Origin of the sequence: Enterobacter sp. LM3, assembly GCF_046622475.1 — a bacterium.
GTDB lineage: Bacteria > Pseudomonadota > Gammaproteobacteria > Enterobacterales > Enterobacteriaceae > Enterobacter > Enterobacter cloacae_P.
Map to the genome: position 1 here is coordinate 105,968 of NZ_JBJURN010000007.1, position 18,937 is coordinate 124,904.

An 18,937-nucleotide genomic window follows, 5' to 3' on the forward strand; every position below is an offset into this window, starting at 1 on the left:
ACGAGAAAGGTATCTGAAAATGACAGCACATTGCACTCTGCACGGTTGGTGGCGCACTTCCTGATTATCGGGCAGTGTCACGCGTCTGCGAAATGCAAACAGATACCCAGCCCGCTACCAAGCGGGCTTTTTTTTGAACAAAATAAATGAGAACAACACAATGCAAACAGCCAAACCTGACCTTGAGTTGCTGACCTGCGAGGCGGCCTATCGCCACAACCCAACCGCGTTGTTTCATCAGGTCTGCGGTGCCCGTCCGGCCACCCTGTTACTGGAATCCGCCGATATCGACAGTAAGGACGATCTCAAAAGCCTGCTGCTGGTCGACAGTGCGCTGCGCATTACCGCATTAGGTGACACCGTCACCATTAAAGCGTTATCTGACAACGGTGCAACGCTGCTGCCACTGCTGGATGCCGTCCTGCCTGCGGGCATCGAAAATGAACATCATCCGGAAATGCGGGTTCTGCATTTCCCGCCGGTCAGCCAGCTACTGGACGAAGACGCGCGCCTCTGCTCTCTGTCCGTTTTCGATGCTTTCCGCCTGCTGCAAAATCTGGTGACGGTTCCAGAAAATGAACGTGAAGCCATGTTCTTCGGCGGGTTGTTTGCATACGACCTGGTCGCCGGGTTTGAAGATTTACCAGAAACAGAACAAGGCAACCGCTGCCCGGATTACTGCTTCTACCTGGCCGAAACCTTGCTGGTGATCGACCATCAGAAAAAATACACCCGCATCCAGGCCAGCCTGTTCACGCCGTCCATGACAGAGAAAAAACGCCTTGAGCACCGCATCGCGCAGCTGCAACAGCAAATGACCGAAGCGCCACCTGCGCTGCCGGTACAGCGCGTTGAGCAGATGACCTGCGACGTCAACCAGACCGACGATCAGTACGGTGCCGTGGTTCGTCAGATGCAAAAAGCGATTCGTGCCGGGGAAATTTTCCAGGTCGTGCCGTCCCGTCGTTTCTCGCTGCCCTGCCCGTCACCGCTGGCGGCCTACGACGTGCTGAAAAAGAGCAACCCAAGCCCGTACATGTTCTTTATGCAGGACAATGATTTCACCCTGTTTGGCGCATCACCGGAAAGCTCACTGAAATACGACGCCACCAGCCGCCAGATTGAGATCTACCCGATTGCCGGGACGCGCCCGCGTGGTCGTCGTGCTGATGGTTCACTGGATCGCGATCTCGACAGCCGTATCGAGCTGGAAATGCGTACCGACCATAAAGAGCTGTCCGAGCACCTGATGCTGGTCGACCTGGCCCGTAACGATCTGGCCCGTATTTGCACCCCCGGCAGCCGTTATGTTGCAGACCTGACCAAAGTTGACCGTTACTCGTTCGTGATGCACCTGGTTTCCCGCGTGGTCGGTGAACTGCGTAGCGACCTCGATGTTCTGCACGCTTATCGCGCCTGCATGAATATGGGCACCCTGAGCGGTGCACCGAAAGTGCGAGCCATGCAGCTGATTGCCGCTGCCGAAGGACGTCGTCGCGGTAGCTACGGTGGTGCCGTGGGCTATTTCACCGCGCACGGTGATCTGGATACCTGCATCGTGATCCGCTCCGCCTATGTCGAGGACGGTATTGCCACCGTCCAGGCAGGCGCAGGGATTGTTCTTGATTCTGTTCCGCAGTCTGAAGCTGACGAAACGCGCAGTAAAGCCCGCGCGGTATTGCGCGCCATTGCTACCGCACACCATGCACAGGAGATTTTCTGATGGCTGACATTCTGCTGCTCGATAATATCGACTCTTTTACCTATAACCTGGCAGATCAGCTGCGCGCGAATGGTCATAACGTCGTTATCTACCGTAACCATGTTCCGGCACAAACGCTGATTGACCGGCTGGCGACCATGCAAAACCCGGTGCTGATGCTTTCCCCAGGCCCCGGTGCCCCCAGTGAAGCCGGTTGTATGCCCGAGCTGCTGACCCGGATGCGCGGCAAGCTGCCGATTATCGGTATCTGTCTGGGGCACCAGGCGATCGTCGAAGCCTATGGCGGTTACGTGGGTCAGGCGGGCGAAATCCTTCATGGTAAAGCATCCAGCATTGAACATGACGGCCAGGCGATGTTTGCCGGGCTGCCAAACCCGCTGCCGGTGGCGCGCTATCACTCCCTTGTCGGTAGCAACATTCCGGCAGGCTTAACCATTAACGCCTCGTTTGAAGGGATGGTGATGGCTGTGCGCCACGATGCGGATCGTGTCTGTGGTATGCAGTTCCACCCTGAGTCTATTCTGACCTCCAACGGTGCGCGTCTGCTGGAACAAACGCTGGACTGGGCGCTGCAGAAACTGGAGCAAACCAATACCCTGCAGCCGATTCTGGAAAAACTGTATCAGGCACAGACCCTGAGCCAACAGGAAAGCCACCAGCTCTTCTCCGCCGTGGTTCGCGGCGAGCTGAAACCGGAGCAACTGGCGGCCGCACTGGTGAGCATGAAAGTGCGCGGTGAAAGCCCGCAGGAAATTGCTGGTGCCGCGACGGCGCTGCTGGAAAACGCCGCCCCGTTCCCACGCCCGGACTATCAGTTTGCGGATATCGTCGGTACCGGTGGTGACGGCAGCAACAGCATCAATATCTCTACTGCCAGCGCCTTCGTGGCGGCAGCGTGTGGCCTGAAAGTGGCAAAACACGGTAACCGTAGCGTATCCAGCCGTTCCGGCTCGTCTGATTTGCTGGCGGCCTTCGGCATCAACCTGGACATGAAAGCCGAGCGTTCCCGCGAAGCACTGGATGACCTGGGCGTCTGCTTCCTGTTTGCGCCGAAGTATCACACCGGTTTCCGCCACGCGATGCCGGTTCGCCAGCAACTTAAGACCCGCACGCTGTTTAACGTGCTGGGGCCGCTGATCAACCCGGCGCATCCGCCGCTGGCACTGATTGGCGTCTACAGCCCGGAGCTGGTACTGCCGATTGCAGAAACGCTTCGCGTGCTGGGTTACCAACGTGCCGCGGTGGTACACAGCGGAGGAATGGATGAGGTTTCCCTTCATGCGACAACACTGGTCGCTGAACTGAACAACGGTGAAATCCTGAGCTACCAGCTTGAGGCATCTGACTTCGGTTTAGCACCGTATCATCAGGAGGCGCTGGCCGGTGGTACACCAGAAGAAAACCGTGACATTCTCACGCGCTTATTACAAGGTAAGGGAGAGGTTGCCCATGAGGCCGCCGTTGCCGCCAACGTCGCCATGCTGATGCGGTTGCACGGTGAGGAAGACCTGAAAGCGAACGCTCAAAAAGTTCTGGACGTACTGCGCTCCGGTGCAGCCTACGATCGCGTTACCGCACTTGCGGCAAGAGGATAAAGAATGCAGACCGTTTTAGCGAAAATCGTTGCCGATAAGGCCATCTGGGTGGAAGCCCGCAAAGTGCAGCAACCGCTTGCCAGTTTTCAGAATGACGTCGTCCCAAGTAGCCGTCGTTTCTATGATGCCCTGCAGGGAGCCCGCACTGCGTTTATTCTTGAGTGCAAAAAGGCCTCTCCATCGAAAGGCGTTATTCGTGACGATTTCGACCCGGCGCGTATTGCCGGTATCTATAAACATCATGCGTCAGCCATCTCCGTGCTGACGGATGAAAAGTATTTCCAGGGCAGTTTTGATTTTCTGCCTATTGTCAGCGGTATCGCGCCGCAGCCGATCCTGTGCAAAGACTTTATTATCGACCCGTACCAGATCTGGCTGGCGCGTTTTTACCAGGCCGACGCCTGCCTGCTGATGCTTTCGGTACTCGACGACGAACAGTATCGCCAGCTTTCCGCCGTCGCACACAGCCTGAACATGGGTGTGCTGACCGAAGTGAGCAACGAAGAAGAGCTGGAACGCGCGCTTGCGCTGAAGGCCAAAGTCGTCGGTATTAACAACCGCGATCTGCGCGATCTGTCGATTGACCTGAACCGTACGCGCCAGCTGGCTCCTCGTTTAGGTTCTGGCGTCACGGTGATCAGCGAATCCGGCATTAACAGCTACGCCCAGGTCCGCGAACTGAGCCACTTTGCCAACGGTTTTCTGATTGGCTCCGCCATGATGGCCCACGACGATCTCAATGCTGCGGTACGCCGTGTGTTACTGGGTGAAAACAAAGTGTGCGGGTTAACTCGTGAACAGGATGCCCAGGCCGCGTATGAGTCGGGAGCAATTTACGGCGGGCTGATCTTTGTTGAAGCGTCCCCTCGCGCGGTGACGGAAGAACAGGCGCGTAAGGTCATGGCAGCCGCCCCGCTCAGCTATGTGGGTGTCTTCCGTAACGCCAGTGTTGCGGACGTTGCGGCAAAAGCCGAGGCGTTATCCCTGAGCGCAGTACAGCTGCACGGTGATGAAGATCAGGCCTATATTGATGCCCTGCGCGTCGTTCTGGCTCCTCAGGTGCAAATCTGGAAAGCACAAAGCGTTGGCGATACGTTGCCAGCCCGTAACCTGAATTATGTTGATAAATACGTGCTCGACAACGGCCAGGGCGGCACGGGTCAGCGTTTTGACTGGTCGCTGCTGAACGGCGAAGTGCTGGACAATGTCCTGCTGGCGGGTGGACTCGGCCCGGATAACTGTGTAGACGCGGCCAAAACCGGCTGCGCAGGCCTCGATTTCAATTCTGGCGTAGAGTCCCAACCGGGAATTAAAGATGCCGGCAAGCTGGCCTCGGTATTTAAAACTCTGCGTGCATATTAAGGAAGAAAAAATGACGACATTGTTAAACCCTTATTTTGGTGAGTTCGGTGGGATGTACGTCCCGCAAATCCTGATGCCTGCGCTGCGCCAGCTGGAAGAAGCGTTTGTCAGTGCGCAGAAAGACCCGATGTTTCAGGCTGAATTTACCGACCTGCTGAAAAACTACGCGGGCCGTCCTACGGCGCTGACCAAATGCCGCAACCTGACCGAAGGGACAAAAACCACGCTGTATCTCAAGCGTGAAGACCTGTTGCACGGCGGTGCGCATAAAACCAACCAGGTGCTGGGCCAGGCGCTGCTCGCGAAACGGATGGGCAAAACCGAAATCATCGCTGAAACCGGTGCTGGCCAGCACGGCGTGGCGTCTGCACTCGCCAGCGCCCTGCTCGGTCTGAAATGCCGCATCTACATGGGGGCGAAGGACGTTGAGCGCCAGTCTCCGAATGTGTTCCGTATGCGTCTGATGGGCGCTGAAGTGATCCCGGTACACAGCGGCTCCGCGACGCTGAAGGATGCCTGTAACGAAGCGCTGCGCGACTGGTCTGGCAGCTATGAAACCGCGCACTATATGCTCGGCACTGCTGCAGGTCCGCACCCGTTCCCGACTATCGTGCGTGAGTTCCAGCGTATGATCGGTGAAGAAACCAAAGCGCAGATCCTCGAAAAAGAAGGCCGTCTGCCGGACGCGGTGATCGCCTGCGTGGGCGGCGGTTCTAACGCCATCGGCATGTTTGCTGATTTTATCGACGAAACCAGCGTCGGTCTGATTGGCGTTGAACCTGCCGGTCACGGGATTGAATCGGGTGAACACGGTGCGCCGCTGAAGCATGGCCGCGTGGGAATTTACTTTGGTATGAAATCCCCGATGATGCAGACCGATGAAGGTCAGATTGAAGAGTCTTACTCTATCTCTGCCGGTCTGGATTTCCCGTCCGTTGGGCCTCAGCACGCTTACCTGAACAGCACTGGCCGCGCGGATTATGTCTCCATTACCGATGATGAAGCACTGGAAGCCTTTAAAACGCTGTGCCGTCACGAAGGGATCATCCCGGCGCTGGAGTCCTCGCATGCCCTGGCGCACGCGCTGAAAATGATGAAAGAAAACCCGGAAAAAGAGCAACTGCTGGTGGTGAACCTTTCCGGTCGCGGTGACAAAGACATCTTCACCGTTCACGATATTCTGAAAGCACGAGGGGAAATCTGATGGAACGCTACGATAACGCATTTGCACAACTGAAGGCTCGCCAGGAAGGCGCGTTTGTCCCCTTCGTTACCCTCGGCGACCCAGGCCCGGAGCAATCGCTAAAAATTATCGACACCCTGATTGAAGCCGGTGCCGACGCGCTGGAGCTGGGTATTCCGTTCTCTGACCCGCTGGCAGACGGCCCGACTATTCAGAACGCCACCCTGCGCGCATTTGCGGCGGGTGTTACCCCAACCCAGTGTTTTGAGATGCTGGCAGCAATTCGTCAGAAGCACCCGACCATTCCGATTGGACTGCTGATGTACGCTAACCTGGTGTTTAACCGCGGCATTGATGAGTTCTACGCCGAGTGCGCGCGCGTGGGTGTCGACTCCGTGCTGGTGGCCGACGTGCCGGTGGAAGAGTCTGCGCCCTTCCGCCAGGCGGCAATGCGTCACAACGTTGCCCCCATTTTCATCTGCCCACCGAACGCCGATGACGAACTGCTGCGCCAGATTGCCTCTTACGGACGTGGTTACACTTACCTGCTCTCCCGTGCAGGCGTGACCGGAGCTGAAAACAAAGCGGCGCTGCCACTGCATCATCTGGTGGAAAAACTGGCGGAATACCACGCTGCACCACCGTTGCAGGGCTTCGGGATCTCCTCTCCGGAACAGGTTACCGCTGCGATAGAGGCAAAAGCGGCCGGGGCGATTTCCGGTTCCGCTATCGTCAAAATCATCGAGAAGAACGTTGATAAGCCAGAGCAGATGCTGGCTGAACTGAACGCGTTCGTCAGCGCAATGAAAGCGGCCACGCGCAAAGCATAACCTCATCACCGTCTGGCTTCCCTGCCAGACGGTTCCCCTACTCCCGCGGGATAATCTCCAGATTCAGCTTATTTGTGAAGTTGAGGAAGTATGGCCGCGCGTTGGTAGCAAAAAGCAACAGCGCTGGTTGTATTATGCATGGGAGACTCGTCTGAAACACATTATTGCCCATGCACTCCTGTGATGGAATAATCTAAACAAATCCTCTCCGGCTGACCTTTTTTACTTTACTTAACCTGATGCCTGATTATAATGTCGACAAATTCATACAGGAGTCATACGTTGGACAGTCACCCTTATTTCATTTGCAAGGCAAGCTAACGCGACGTATTCCTGCCGCTGCTTGCCGAACTGGCGGGCAGCAATCCCTTCTTAATTGACGATTGCATCCCCGATAAATTTACAAAGCGCGACTTATCGCGAGGTTTATCGTCATGTTCATGTTTAAAAACTCATTATTCCCTCCACCATCGGCGCGACATTAATCACCGTTTAAGGTGACAATTTGTCGTGTGCTGAATACAGCACGTATTTATTCTTCCAGCATAAATGGAGGAACATATGCTGATGTTCCCTTATATCTCAAATTTACTGGCAGCCATGCTGCTGGGAGCACTTATTGGTGCCGAAAGACAATGGCGTCAACGTATGGCGGGGCTGCGGACAAATGCACTGGTCGCCACCGGCGCTGCGGTATTTATTCTTAGCTCAATATCAACATCGCCGGACAGTCCGGGACGCATTGCCGCCCAGATAGTCTCCGGTATTGGCTTTCTTGGCGCTGGCGTCATCATGCGTGAAGGCATGAACGTGCGCGGCCTCAATACTGCCGCCACGCTCTGGTGCTCGGCAGCCATCGGCGTGCTGTGCGGGCTGGGACAATTCTGGAATGCCGCGGCGGCCACCCTCATTATTCTGTGTGCCAATATTTTACTGCGTGAAGCGGCGCAGCGAATTAATCAGTATCCAGCCGCTGCAGATGAAGAAAAACGCTATGTCCTGAAAGTAACCTGCAATCATGATAATGAAAGCGCAGTACGTCAGCTTTTATTTAATGTGGCAAAGGAGTTTTCTCTGAGCGTGCAGGGACTCGGTTCGTCGGTGCTGGATGAATCCGGGTATAAAGAAATTCATGCCGAAGTGATTAGCAGCGCAGATTCGCGAAAAACGTTCGATCTTATTATGAGTAAAATTGGCGTTAATGAAAGTATCACCTCTGTACGCTGGAGCCTTGCGGGGAGTTGAGATCCCGCGCCTGCCTAATAATATCGCCTGATATAAGGAGGGAATGATGGAGATTCCCATAAGCGTAAAATAAACGCACCATATTGAGTCATACCAGAAAAAATTATGCATAGTTTTTTATGCAGGGATACACACGTCTTAAAGTGGGGATAAATCATGACTGACATGAAAGTAGAAAACCGGAAATTAAACCGGCTGGCGTCAGAAAATGATAAGCAAAATAAGAAACGCTTTGCGATCGAAGCGGAAGCATTTAACAGCCCGGAGCATACGCTCTCACGACTCGAGAGCGATCGTCGCGGTCTGTACGTCGATGACGCCCGCGAGCGACTGTTCGCGTATGGCCGCAACGAGGTGGCGCATGAGAAAGCGCCGCCGGCGCTGGTTCAACTGCTGCAGGCATTCAATAACCCGTTTATCTACGTTCTGATGGCGCTTGCCGTCGTGAGTTTCTTCACCGACTACTGGCTTCCGCTACGCAGTGGAGAGGAAACCGATCTGACGGGGGTCACTATCATTCTGACCATGGTCAGCCTGAGCGGCTTACTGCGTTTCTGGCAGGAGTTTCGTACCAACAAGGCCGCCCAGGCGCTGAAATCAATGGTAAGAACCACCGCCACGGTGCTGCGTCGGGGCGGTGAAGGTAATGAGTCGGTCAAAATGGAAATCGCCATTGAGGAGCTGGTGCCGGGCGACATTATCTTCCTCGCGGCGGGCGATCTGGTGCCTGCGGATGTGCGCCTGCTGGAGTCCCGGGACCTGTTTGTCAGCCAGTCGATTCTTACCGGCGAATCTTTACCGGTGGAAAAATATGACGTGATGGCGAGCGTCTCTGGTAAAGACAGCCAGCGGCTACCGGCCCCCGATCGCAGCAAAGGCCTGCTGGAACTTGGCAACATCTGCCTGATGGGCACCAACGTGACCAGCGGCAGAGCGCAGGCGGTGGTCGTGGCGACAGGCGGCCAGACCTGGTTCGGGTCGCTGGCAAAATCCATCGTCGGTACACGCTCGCAAACGGCGTTCGACCGCGGTGTGAACAGCGTCAGCTGGTTGCTTATCCGTTTTATGCTGGTGATGGTGCCCATTGTGCTGCTGATTAACGGCTTCAGCAAAGGTGACTGGGTCGAGGCATCGCTGTTTGCGCTGGCGGTTGCCGTCGGTTTAACCCCGGAAATGCTGCCGATGATCGTCAGTTCGAACCTGGCGAAGGGCGCTATTGCCATGTCGAGACGCAAAGTGATCGTCAAGCGGCTGAACGCTATTCAGAACTTTGGCGCAATGGATGTGTTATGTACCGATAAAACCGGCACCCTGACGCAGGACCACATTATCCTGGAGCATCACCTGGACACGCGTGGTAGCGAAAGCAGCCGGGTACTGGCGCTGGCCTGGCTCAACAGCAACAGCCAGAGCGGCACCCGTAACCTGATGGATCGTGCGATCTTACACGTTGGTGAGGGGCGTCTGGCACCCGCCGTGAAGGAGAGCTTCGTTAAGCTCGATGAGCTGCCCTTCGATTTTGTGCGCCGCCGCGTTTCTGTTTCGGTGGAAGATGTGCGCGACGGCCGCAGAAGTCTCATCTGCAAAGGCGCGGTGGAAGAGATGCTGATGGTCGCCACGCACCTGCGCGAAGGAGACCGCGTAGTGGCGCTGGACGAGACGCGTCGCGACCTGCTGTTGGCGAAAACACAGGATTACAATGCGCAGGGGTTTCGCGTACTGCTGGTGGCGACCCGTTCGCTGGACGACTCACCGCGTAATCAGGCACTTTGCGCCGGGGATGAACAGGAACTGACGATAGAAGGGATGCTGACGTTCCTTGACCCGCCGAAAGAGAGTGCGGAAAAGGCCATTACCGCACTGCGCGACAACGGCGTGGCGGTGAAGGTGCTCACCGGCGACAACCCTGTGGTGACTGCCCGTATCTGCCTTGAGGTGGGGATCGATCCGCACGGTATTCTGACAGGCACCGAGGTGGAGACCATGTCAGATCGCGAACTGGCGCAGGCGGTGGAGCAACGTTCTGTGTTCGCCAAACTGACGCCACTGCAGAAATCCCGCATTCTGAAGGCGCTGCAAAAGAACGGACATACCGTCGGTTTTCTCGGCGACGGCATTAACGATGCTCCGGCACTCCGCGATTCCGATGTGGGCATTTCCGTCGACAGCGCGGCGGATATCGCCAAAGAGTCATCGGATATTATCCTGCTGGAAAAAGATCTGATGGTGCTGGAAGAAGGCGTGATCAAAGGTCGTGAAACCTTCGGCAATATCATCAAGTACCTGAATATGACCGCCAGCTCTAACTTCGGCAACGTTTTTTCCGTACTGGTAGCCAGCGCGTTTATCCCGTTCCTGCCGATGCTGGCGATCCATCTGCTGATCCAGAACCTGATGTACGACATCTCCCAGCTGTCGCTACCGTGGGACAAAATGGATAAAGAGTTTTTGAGTAAACCGCGCAAGTGGGATGCCAAAAACATCGGCCGCTTCATGTTGTGGATTGGACCGACGTCGTCCATTTTCGACATCACCACCTTTGCGCTGATGTGGTACGTCTTTGCGGCAAACCACGTTGAGGCCCAGGCGCTGTTCCAGTCCGGCTGGTTTATTGAAGGGCTGTTGTCGCAAACGCTGGTGGTGCACATGTTAAGGACGCAGAAGATCCCGTTTATTCAGAGCCGCGCGACGCTACCGGTGCTGCTGACCACCGCCTGCGTTATGGTCATCGGTATCTATATACCGTTCTCGCCGCTGGGGGCGATGGTGGGGCTTGAACCGCTGCCGTTAAGCTACTTCCCGTGGCTGGTGGCGACGCTTCTGAGCTACTGCCTCGTGGCGCAGGGGATGAAACGCTTTTATATCAAACGGTTTGGTCAGTGGTTTTGATTCGACACAGAGGAGGCTGATATGAAGCATTCACATGACCGGATTATCGCGCTTACCTTTTTCGTTATCGGTCTGTTGGTGCTGCTGGGCGGTATCTGGCTGATATTCGAGTCACCGGGAGGGATGCATGCGTAAACGTAGCGTGGAGTCTGTGTTTATTCAGGTCATTATTTTCGCAGCCCTGATTATTTTACTCACGGTGTTTGTTTGTTAACCATTAAAGAAGGGACGCGTCTGACGCGTCCCTTTTCATCATCACGAGCTTTGCTTGCTGTCTTAATTCTGGAGCCGTGCAGGCAATCTTTAAGCTGTGCGGTTTAATGATGAAAGTCATAAAAAAGCGAGGTATTTTGGTGAAACGTTCTGGAGAGGTTTTGGAGACAGGAAAAAGGTTATATATTCCAGGCCGTTAAATCCACATATACCTTCTGAGTTCAGAGGCTTACACATGTCATGGCAATACTTCAAACAGACTTACCTGGTTAAGTTCTGGTCCCCAGTACCGGCAGTCATCGCTGCGGGGATCCTGTCTACCTATTATTTCGGCATTACTGGCACCTTTTGGGCCGTTACCGGCGAGTTTACCCGCTGGGGCGGGCAACTGCTGCAGATGGCGGGAGTGCATGCCGAAGAATGGGGTTACTATAAACTCATCCATCTGGATGGCACACCGCTGACCCGCATCGACGGAATGATGATTATCGGTATGTTCGGCGGTTGTTTTGCCGCGGCACTGTGGGCGAACAACGTTAAACTGAGAATGCCAAAGAGCCGTATTCGCATCATGCAGGCGGTGATTGGGGGGATGATCGCCGGGTTCGGCGCTCGCCTCGCAATGGGCTGTAACCTTGCCGCCTTCTTTACTGGCATTCCGCAGTTTTCGCTGCATGCCTGGTTCTTTGCCATCGCCACGGCCATAGGTTCTTATTTCGGCGCGAAATTCACTCTACTGCCGCTGTTTCGCATTCCCGTCAGGATGGTCAAAGTCAGTGCAGCTTCACCACTGACGCAAAAACCGGCGCAGGCACGCCGCCGTTTCCGCCTGGGTATGCTGGTCTTTTTTGCAATGGTTGCATGGGCTATTTGCACTGCACTGAACCAGCCAAAACTGGGGTTAGCCATGCTGTTTGGCGTGGGCTTTGGTCTGCTGATTGAGCGCGCACAAATCTGCTTTACCTCTGCGTTTCGCGACATGTGGATCACCGGCCGTACCATGATGGCCAAAGCAATTATCGCCGGTATGGCTGTCAGCGCGATCGGCATCTTCAGCTATGTGCAACTTGGCGTTGAACCGAAAATCATGTGGGCGGGCCCTAATGCAGTGATTGGCGGGCTGCTGTTTGGTTTTGGAATTGTGCTCGCTGGCGGTTGCGAAACCGGCTGGATGTACCGCGCCGTGGAAGGTCAGGTGCATTACTGGTGGGTGGGTCTGGGAAACGTGATCGGCTCTACAATCCTGGCATACTACTGGGATGACATGTCGCCCGTGCTGGCGACAAACTGGGACAAGGTCAACCTGCTGAAGACCTTTGGCCCGCTCGGCGGACTGGTGGTGACATACGCCCTGCTGCTGATCGCATTTTTACTGGTCGTCGCGCAAGAAAAACGTTTCTTCCGTCGTCGTACCGACACAACCATTGAACCCCGGGAGAATGCAGCATGAAAGAGATCGTGCCTGACTATCGCCTCGATATGATCGGTGAACCGTGCCCTTACCCGGCAGTCGCCACACTTGAAGCGCTGCCACAGCTCAGGAAAGGTGAGATTCTGGAAGTGGTGAGCGATTGCCCGCAATCCATTAACAATATTCCGCTGGATGCCCAAAACCACGGCTACACCGTGCTGGATATTCAACAGGATGGGCCTACCATTCGTTATTTGATCCAGAAGTAACATGCCCCTTGCGCCCCTCTCTGGGGCGTTCTCTCTGCCATAAAAGCCGCCTTAAGTCCCATTTTCACAGCAAATACAGTGCCTGCGGTTACGCCAGGACTAAACTTGAAGTGGATAAAAAACAAACAGGAGGTACGGCATGTTCCATTCGATTTTAGTCCCTCTCGATATTTCAGAGAGCCGTCTGACTGAACAGGTGGTTCCCTATGTTCAGGTAAACGCAGCAATCAACAACGCCAAAGTTCATTTTCTGACGGTAATACCGTCTTTCCCTTACTACTCGTCGCTTGGGCTGGCGTATTCGGTTGAGATGCCGAAACTGGCTGAGATACAGCAGGATGCACTAGAGAAACTGAATGAGATTGTTAAACAGTTCAACCTGCCCGCTGACCGCATCCAGACGCATGCCATTTCTGGCTCGCCGAAAGATCAGATCCTGAAGCTGGCGGACACCATCAACGCTGACCTGATTATTATTGCCTCTCATCGGCCTGATATTACAACTTACCTTTTAGGATCAAACGCTGCGGTGGTCGTGCGCCACGCAAAATGTCCGGTGCTGGTTGTACGCTAAAAAATAAAGCCTCGGTTATACCGGGGCTTTTTTACAAGGGATCACTTCAGAGGAGAGAAAACTGGCCATCATCTGGCCAGTCTCAGGAAATAACTTAGAAACGGTAACCCGCTGAGAACATAAATACCCACGGATCCAGACGGGTGTTGATGCTTTGCTGCTCGCCAGCCGCTTTAAAGCGCACATCGGTATCGATATCCATATACCAGACTGACATATTAATCAGCCAGTCGCGGTTTATCAGATAATCCAGACCGACCTGCCCCGCCATACCCCAGGAGTCTTTCAGGCTGAGATCGGAAAGCCCAGCGTCTTTACCGGTATCGTTAAATTTCTCATTAAAGAAGGTGGTGTAGTTCACCCCCGCGCCGATGTACGGACGTACCTTACTGCTTGAATCACCAAAGTACCACTGTGCCATCAGCGTTGGAGGTAAAAGGTTTACCGTGGCGATATCTCCGGTAGGTCCGGTTCCGACATGATGGCGGAATGGCGTTGCGGCCAGGAGTTCAACGCCGATGTTATCTGTTGCCATATACGTGAACGTCAAACCTAACTGGGTATTATTGCTGACGTTAAAACCGCCCAACCCCAGCACATTATCAGAACCTTCAGTCGGACGAACTGTAGCCGAACCGGCACGAATAAAGAATTCGCCTGCTTCATGCGCGTACGCGCCACCAGAGAGACTGCTTAAGACAAGGGCTGCCACCGCTAATTTTTTCATATCCGCTCCATCGTTGTGGTTTTAATTGCGGGGGCAATATACTCACAAATGAGTAATAAGTGATCTAACACGGATCACATTAAAACCAGTAAGTTAACATTCATTGATCTGAGTTAATTTTTTATTACTCACCCTAAAGGGTTATTTTGTCTTTAAGTCAATTTTTGCCATTTCACAGTGAGAAAATTTTCCCCTTATCCCCCCTTGCTCTCCTCTCTGTCTCTGGATAATTTAGCTCTCTCACAATGTGATTTGATGCGTTCTTCTATTGCAGGTGTGCCATGAGTGATCTCAATCCGTGCATGACGTGCGGGGCCTGTTGTGCGTATTTTCGAGTCTCTTTCTACTGGGCCGAAGCCAGCGATGGCGGCGGTACCGTTCCGGTTCAGCTCACTGAGCCCGTCTCTCCTTTTCTGCGTTGCATGAGCGGTACGAACCAAAAACAGAGCCGTTGTTCGGCACTGGAGGGCACGCCCGGGGAGGCCACACGTTGTAAAATCTACGAGCAGCGCCCCAGCCCATGCCGGGATTTTTCGATGTCGGGGGCGGATGGACAGGTTAACGAAGCCTGTAATCGCGCACGTGCGCACTACGGATTACCTCCGCTTTACAAAGATATGCTTTTCCATACAAGCCTTGATGCTGCCACGGCAGCGTTATCCGGTGTACAATTGCCGGCTAATTAACACCTGCAATACTCAAGGAGAGTGCATGTCTATCACGGCGAATTCTGTCTACCGTGACACGGGAAATTTTTTCCGCAATCAGTTCATAACCTTTTTACTGATCGCATTGTTATGCGCCTTTATCACGGTGGTGCTTGGTCATGCGTTCTCTCCGAGTGAAGAACAAATTGCCAGCCTGAGCCAGGGCGACCATCTTGCGGGCAGCGTGGGGTTGTTTGACCTGGTGCAGAACATGACGCCTGAGCAACAGCAAATTCTGCTGCGCGCGTCAGCTGCCTCAACCTTTTCAGGTCTGATTGGCAATGCCATTCTTGCGGGTGGTGTACTGCTGATGATCCAGCTCGTGTCCGCAGGCCATCGCGTGAGTGCATTACGCGCTATCGGTGCCAGCGCACCTGTACTGCCGAAGCTGTTTATCCTCATCTTTTTAACCACCATGCTGGTGCAAATGGGGATTATGCTTATTGTGGTACCGGGTGTGTTACTGGCTATAGTGCTCTCCTTCGCGCCGGTGATGGTTGTGCAGGACAAAATGGGGATCTTCACCGCAATGCGGAGCAGTGCAAAGCTGGCGTGGTCTAACATGCGCCTGGTGGCTCCGGCCGTGATCGGCTGGCTGCTTGCTAAAACGCTCCTGTTATTGTTTGCACCAAACTTTGCTGTGTTAACGCCAAATGTTGGCGCGGTGGTGGCAAATACGCTGAGCAACCTGATTTCAGCTGTACTGCTGGTCTATCTGTTCCGCCTGTATATGTTAATTCGTCAGTAATCCTGAGGCTGGGTGCATCGCTGCGCCCGGCCCTGCTCAGAAGATGGAATCACAGAATGAAGCAGTTTCTTGATTTTTTACCGCTGGTGGTCTTTTTCGCTTTTTATAAGTTGTATGACATTTTTGCGGCAACCTATGCGCTGATCATTGCTACCGCCGTGGTGCTGATCTATAGCTGGATCCGCTATCGCAAAGTAGAAAAAATGGCGCTCATCACTTTCGGTCTGGTGGTCGTATTCGGCGGGCTTACCCTGGCCTTCCACAATGTTGAATTCATCAAATGGAAGGTTACAGTGATTTATGCGCTGTTTGCAGGCGCGTTATTGGTCAGCCAGTGGGTAATGAAAAAGCCGCTGATCCAGCGCATGCTGGGTAAAGAACTCACTCTGCCGCAGGATGTATGGTCCCGCCTTAACCTCGCCTGGGCCGTCTTCTTCATTCTGTGTGGCCTGGCTAACATCTATATCGCCTTCTGGTTACCGGAAGAAATTTGGGTCAACTTTAAGGTCTTTGGCCTGACCGCGCTGACGCTTATTTTTACGCTCTTAAGCGGTGTATATATTTATCGTCACATACCGCAGGACGACAAACACTGATCGATGATGACCGGAACGCAGTACAACAGGCGTTCTGGTCTATTTTCTCCAGTCGAAAATCATAGTAGCATCCCGCCTGAAGTCTTCAGTTACGAGTTAAAACAATGACAACAAATGACGCCCCTCAGGGCGAACTGGTATTACGCACACTGGCAATGCCCGCTGACACGAATGCCAATGGCGATATTTTTGGCGGCTGGTTAATGTCGCAAATGGATATGGGCGGCGCAATCCTGGCGAAAGAGATTGCGCATGGACGTGTAGTCACCGTTCGGGTGGATGGCATGAGCTTCCTGCGCCCGGTTGCGGTGGGTGATGTGGTCTGCTGCTATGCGCGATGCGTAAAACGTGGCAATACGTCGATTTCCATCAACATTGAAGTATGGGTGAAAAAAGTCTCTTCCGAACCTATCGGGCAACGTTATAAAGCAACGGAAGCGCTGTTTATTTACGTGGCTGTAGACAGCCAGGGCAAACCTCGCCAGCTTCCTCAGTCCTGAGAATCAGGCAAAAAGAAGCCTCTTTACAGAGGCTTCTTTCATTCCATTTGCGCCCCGCCGTTCAGGCGGAAAATAATATTCACCGTCAGCCCACTCCCCGGTTTACCCGCTTCGTAACGCCATTTGCGCATCGCCGTTTTAACTTCGCGTTCAAACATGTTAGAAGGCTGCGCCGACAGGATTTCTACATTCTCCACGCGCCCGTCCGGCGTTACGTCAAATTTAACGCGTACACGGCCTTCAATACGTAACATCTGAGCACGCGGTGGATATTGCGGCTGGTAACGGCTCAGTGCGCGCGGGCCTGCGGGTGCAGTGACCGTCGGTTTCGCCGCTGTCGCGGTATTGTTCATCGCCGGACGCGACGGTGCTGCATTCTCTACCGTTTGCGTAGCGTGAGGCTCAACCGGACGTTCTTCACGTATCGGACGCTCTTCCACCTTCTTCACCGGTTTTGGCTTCGGCTTAGGTTTAGGCTTCGGTTCCGGCTTGTGGATCACCACCGGAGCTTCTTTCGGCGGTTCCGGGATCGGTTCAGGTTCTGGTTCAGCAACCGGTTGAGGCTGCGCTGGTGGAGGGGCGACCTGCGGCGGTGCAAGATCCGCTGGCGATACCATCACCACAGAAATGGGCTGCGCTGGCGCGGGCATTTCAATAACCTGATGAACCGAGGTATAGAGCAACCCTGCCACGACGGTACCGTGAATAACGACAGAAAGTAACGTCGGCCAGGGAAAGCGGCGAGGTAGGTCAAGGGTCATCGAAGTCATAATCATCACATTAAAAAACCAGACCTCGATTTTAAATGCAAATAGCAATCATATTCAATAAGACACTTTGTCTTCGCGCAATTTAAGCGCACAGCAGGTCCAAAAAGATGCATTTAGATCAGGGTATTAACATTGTTTTTATCTTTACATTGCAGTCAATTGTGCTTTCACATAACGTAAATGACACTTTTAACGGTTAAGGAGCTTCGCCGTGCTTTACGTGATTTATGCTGAAGATATCGCTAATTCCCTGGAAAAACGCCTTTCAGTTCGCCCTGCCCATCTGGCGCGCTTACAGTTGCTGCATGATGAAGGCCGATTACTGACCGCGGGCCCAATGCCCGCAGTAGACAGCAATGACCCTGGCGCAGCCGGTTTCTCTGGCTCTACGGTGATTGCAGAGTTTGAATCTCTGGAGGCGGCGAAATCCTGGGCCGACGCCGACCCGTACATTGCGGCCGGTGTGTACGAAAAGGTCACGGTTCGACCGTACAAGAAAGTGTTCTGATGTAAAAAAGGCTCCCTCAGGAGCCTTTCTCTCAATGCAGCGACGCTAACCTCGCCGCAAATCCGACAAACAGCAACCCTATCAGCCCATTCCCCAGCTTTGCCAGTTTCTTTTTGGTTTTAAGATAACGTGTGACAAAAGCACCAGAGAAGATCAGGAAGCTCATATATATAAAGCTGATCAGCTCAAGAGTCGTCGCCAGGATCAGGAAAGAGGTACCCGTATTTTCAGCACTCACGTCAATAAACTGCACAAAGAACGAAACGTAAAACAGAATCGCTTTGGGGTTCGTCAGGCTCAATACCAGCGCGCGCTTCATGATGGCGCTTGCAGGCTCGGCTCCAGTCGCGTGAGCATTACTCTGACGAGTGATAACCGACCAGAGCATTTTCCCGCCCAGCCACAACAGATAAAACGCCCCCAGATAACGCACGATATTAAATAAAACCGGGGTTGTCTGGATCAATGCGGCAACACCCGCCCAGGCCAGAAACATCAATACTGCATCACCGATGAACACGCCGGTCGCAGCCAGATAACCTTTTTTGACGCCGTGACCAATTCCGGTCTTCAGCACAAACAAGGTGTTCGGCCCAGGTACCAGCACAATAAAGAACGCGCCGACAACGTACGTCCAGAAATTAAGCACTCCAAACTCCGCAAACACTTCTCCCTCCTTTTGCTAAAAACAACGAGAATATCGCTGCAATAACGATATTCATAAAATCAGACGCTATAAAATCAGTGGGCACCTTAACGGTGCCCTCATGGTACTCAGATATCCTGGATCGCGAACAGCAACGCGTTACGATGTTTGTCCAGTCCACATTTTCTGATAGCGTGGATACGCATATTGCGGCGGGATTGTGCTTCCAGCCAACGAGCCTTGCGACGACTCACCTGTCGCAACATGCGCCAGCGCCCTACTTCTGTTCTACTGCGCTTCATGTCTACAACTCTTTCTCTAACAGAAATCCCATTATAAACCCAACCCCTCAGCAAACCAGCGCTTTTATCTGGCGTTTTTATTTGCCAGATGAATCCTGATGCGTACACTCATAACAATACGCTTTCAAAAGGATTTTCT

The 18,937-nt window shown here is 53.7% G+C and carries 21 protein-coding genes, 1 pseudogene and 1 other annotated feature; of the genes and pseudogenes, 18 read left to right on the forward strand and 4 right to left on the reverse strand.

The genetic code is table 11. From position 1 onward, the window contains the following. Positions 1-40: 40 nt before the first annotated feature. Positions 41-135, forward strand: a sequence feature (Trp leader region). 25 nt (positions 136-160) lie between these two features. The 13 genes and pseudogenes from ACJ9N4_RS10555 to uspF all read left to right on the forward strand — a co-directional run bounded on the left by ACJ9N4_RS10555 (position 161) and on the right by uspF (position 13,294). Continuing rightward, complete coding sequence (locus tag ACJ9N4_RS10555; RefSeq protein WP_182271659.1) at positions 161-1,723, forward strand: anthranilate synthase component 1; 1,563 nt, start codon at positions 161-163, stop codon at positions 1,721-1,723. Then, entirely contained in the window at positions 1,723-3,318 is a 1,596-nt protein-coding gene (trpD, locus tag ACJ9N4_RS10560) for a bifunctional anthranilate synthase glutamate amidotransferase component TrpG/anthranilate phosphoribosyltransferase TrpD (RefSeq protein ID WP_182919956.1), read from the forward strand. The genes ACJ9N4_RS10555 and trpD overlap by 1 nt, the downstream gene beginning before the upstream one ends. A gap of 3 nt (positions 3,319-3,321) precedes the next feature. After that, the gene (gene trpCF, locus ACJ9N4_RS10565; protein WP_196390059.1) at positions 3,322-4,680 is read left to right on the forward strand and encodes a bifunctional indole-3-glycerol-phosphate synthase TrpC/phosphoribosylanthranilate isomerase TrpF; all 1,359 of its coding nucleotides are present in this window, start codon (positions 3,322-3,324) and stop codon (positions 4,678-4,680) included. A gap of 10 nt (positions 4,681-4,690) precedes the next feature. Beyond that, the gene (gene trpB, locus ACJ9N4_RS10570; protein ID WP_182271662.1) at positions 4,691-5,884 is read left to right on the forward strand and encodes a tryptophan synthase subunit beta; all 1,194 of its coding nucleotides are present in this window, start codon (positions 4,691-4,693) and stop codon (positions 5,882-5,884) included. Further along, positions 5,884-6,693 (forward strand): tryptophan synthase subunit alpha, encoded by an 810-nt coding sequence (trpA, locus tag ACJ9N4_RS10575; protein WP_196390060.1) that lies wholly within the window; start codon positions 5,884-5,886, stop codon positions 6,691-6,693. Before trpB ends, trpA begins: the two co-directional genes overlap by 1 nt. Positions 6,694-6,718: 25 nt before the next feature. After that, positions 6,719-6,865: pseudogene (locus tag ACJ9N4_RS10580) on the forward strand (IS1 family transposase); the annotation flags it as partial. A 377-nt stretch (positions 6,866-7,242) separates the two neighbouring features. Continuing rightward, positions 7,243-7,938, forward strand: a complete 696-nt coding sequence (locus tag ACJ9N4_RS10585; protein ID WP_411500461.1) for an MgtC family protein — start codon at positions 7,243-7,245, stop codon at positions 7,936-7,938. Between the two features lie 156 nt (positions 7,939-8,094). Further along, positions 8,095-10,827, forward strand: a complete 2,733-nt coding sequence (gene mgtA / locus ACJ9N4_RS10590; protein ID WP_411500462.1) for a magnesium-translocating P-type ATPase — start codon at positions 8,095-8,097, stop codon at positions 10,825-10,827. A gap of 21 nt (positions 10,828-10,848) precedes the next feature. Next, positions 10,849-10,962, forward strand: coding sequence for a protein MgtR (gene mgtR / locus ACJ9N4_RS10595; protein WP_182271666.1), 114 nt, complete (start codon positions 10,849-10,851; stop codon positions 10,960-10,962). Continuing rightward, positions 10,955-11,041, forward strand: coding sequence for a magnesium transporter protection protein MgtU (mgtU, locus tag ACJ9N4_RS10600; RefSeq protein WP_411500475.1), 87 nt, complete (start codon positions 10,955-10,957; stop codon positions 11,039-11,041). The genes mgtR and mgtU overlap by 8 nt, the downstream gene beginning before the upstream one ends. Positions 11,042-11,275: 234 nt before the next feature. After that, complete coding sequence (gene yedE, locus ACJ9N4_RS10605) at positions 11,276-12,490, forward strand: selenium metabolism membrane protein YedE/FdhT (protein ID WP_182919949.1); 1,215 nt, start codon at positions 11,276-11,278, stop codon at positions 12,488-12,490. Then, positions 12,487-12,720 (forward strand): sulfurtransferase-like selenium metabolism protein YedF, encoded by a 234-nt coding sequence (yedF, locus tag ACJ9N4_RS10610; protein WP_182271667.1) that lies wholly within the window; start codon positions 12,487-12,489, stop codon positions 12,718-12,720. Before yedE ends, yedF begins: the two co-directional genes overlap by 4 nt. A gap of 139 nt (positions 12,721-12,859) precedes the next feature. Beyond that, the gene (gene uspF / locus ACJ9N4_RS10615) at positions 12,860-13,294 is read left to right on the forward strand and encodes a universal stress protein UspF (RefSeq protein WP_182271668.1); all 435 of its coding nucleotides are present in this window, start codon (positions 12,860-12,862) and stop codon (positions 13,292-13,294) included. 94 nt (positions 13,295-13,388) lie between these two features. Here uspF and ompW read toward each other — a convergent pair whose 3' ends face one another. Next, positions 13,389-14,021: an outer membrane protein OmpW gene (gene ompW, locus ACJ9N4_RS10620; RefSeq protein ID WP_182271669.1), complete on the reverse strand. Its 633-nt coding sequence runs from the start codon at positions 14,019-14,021 to the stop codon at positions 13,389-13,391. A gap of 281 nt (positions 14,022-14,302) precedes the next feature. Here ompW and ACJ9N4_RS10625 point away from each other — a divergent pair, with 281 nt between their 5' ends. The 4 genes from ACJ9N4_RS10625 (at position 14,303) to yciA (ending at position 16,572) form a co-directional block, all read left to right on the forward strand. Further along, positions 14,303-14,707, forward strand: a complete 405-nt coding sequence (locus tag ACJ9N4_RS10625; RefSeq protein ID WP_196390062.1) for a YkgJ family cysteine cluster protein — start codon at positions 14,303-14,305, stop codon at positions 14,705-14,707. Positions 14,708-14,732: 25 nt separating this feature from the next. Next, positions 14,733-15,476, forward strand: a complete 744-nt coding sequence (locus tag ACJ9N4_RS10630; protein WP_182271671.1) for a YciC family protein — start codon at positions 14,733-14,735, stop codon at positions 15,474-15,476. Positions 15,477-15,532: 56 nt separating this feature from the next. Continuing rightward, positions 15,533-16,072, forward strand: a complete 540-nt coding sequence (locus tag ACJ9N4_RS10635; protein WP_395121513.1) for a septation protein A — start codon at positions 15,533-15,535, stop codon at positions 16,070-16,072. Between the two features lie 104 nt (positions 16,073-16,176). Continuing rightward, entirely contained in the window at positions 16,177-16,572 is a 396-nt protein-coding gene (yciA, locus tag ACJ9N4_RS10640; protein ID WP_395121515.1) for an acyl-CoA thioester hydrolase YciA, read from the forward strand. A gap of 38 nt (positions 16,573-16,610) precedes the next feature. On the opposite strand, the gene tonB is transcribed toward yciA, so the two are convergent. Then, on the reverse strand, positions 16,611-17,333 hold the full coding sequence (tonB, locus tag ACJ9N4_RS10645) for a TonB system transport protein TonB (RefSeq protein ID WP_182920028.1): 723 nt from the start codon (positions 17,331-17,333) through the stop codon (positions 16,611-16,613). Positions 17,334-17,553: 220 nt separating this feature from the next. On the opposite strand from tonB, the gene ACJ9N4_RS10650 reads away from it, so the two are divergent. Beyond that, entirely contained in the window at positions 17,554-17,850 is a 297-nt protein-coding gene (locus ACJ9N4_RS10650) for a YciI family protein (RefSeq protein WP_182271674.1), read from the forward strand. A 31-nt stretch (positions 17,851-17,881) separates the two neighbouring features. Here the strand turns inward: ACJ9N4_RS10650 and leuE are convergent, their stop codons facing one another. After that, positions 17,882-18,517, reverse strand: a complete 636-nt coding sequence (leuE, locus tag ACJ9N4_RS10655) for a leucine efflux protein LeuE (RefSeq protein WP_411500463.1) — start codon at positions 18,515-18,517, stop codon at positions 17,882-17,884. Positions 18,518-18,624: 107 nt separating this feature from the next. Then, a complete protein-coding gene (locus ACJ9N4_RS10660) occupies positions 18,625-18,798 on the reverse strand; it encodes a YciY family protein (protein ID WP_182271676.1) in 174 nt (57 codons plus the stop codon). Between the last annotated feature and the right edge of the window lie 139 nt (positions 18,799-18,937).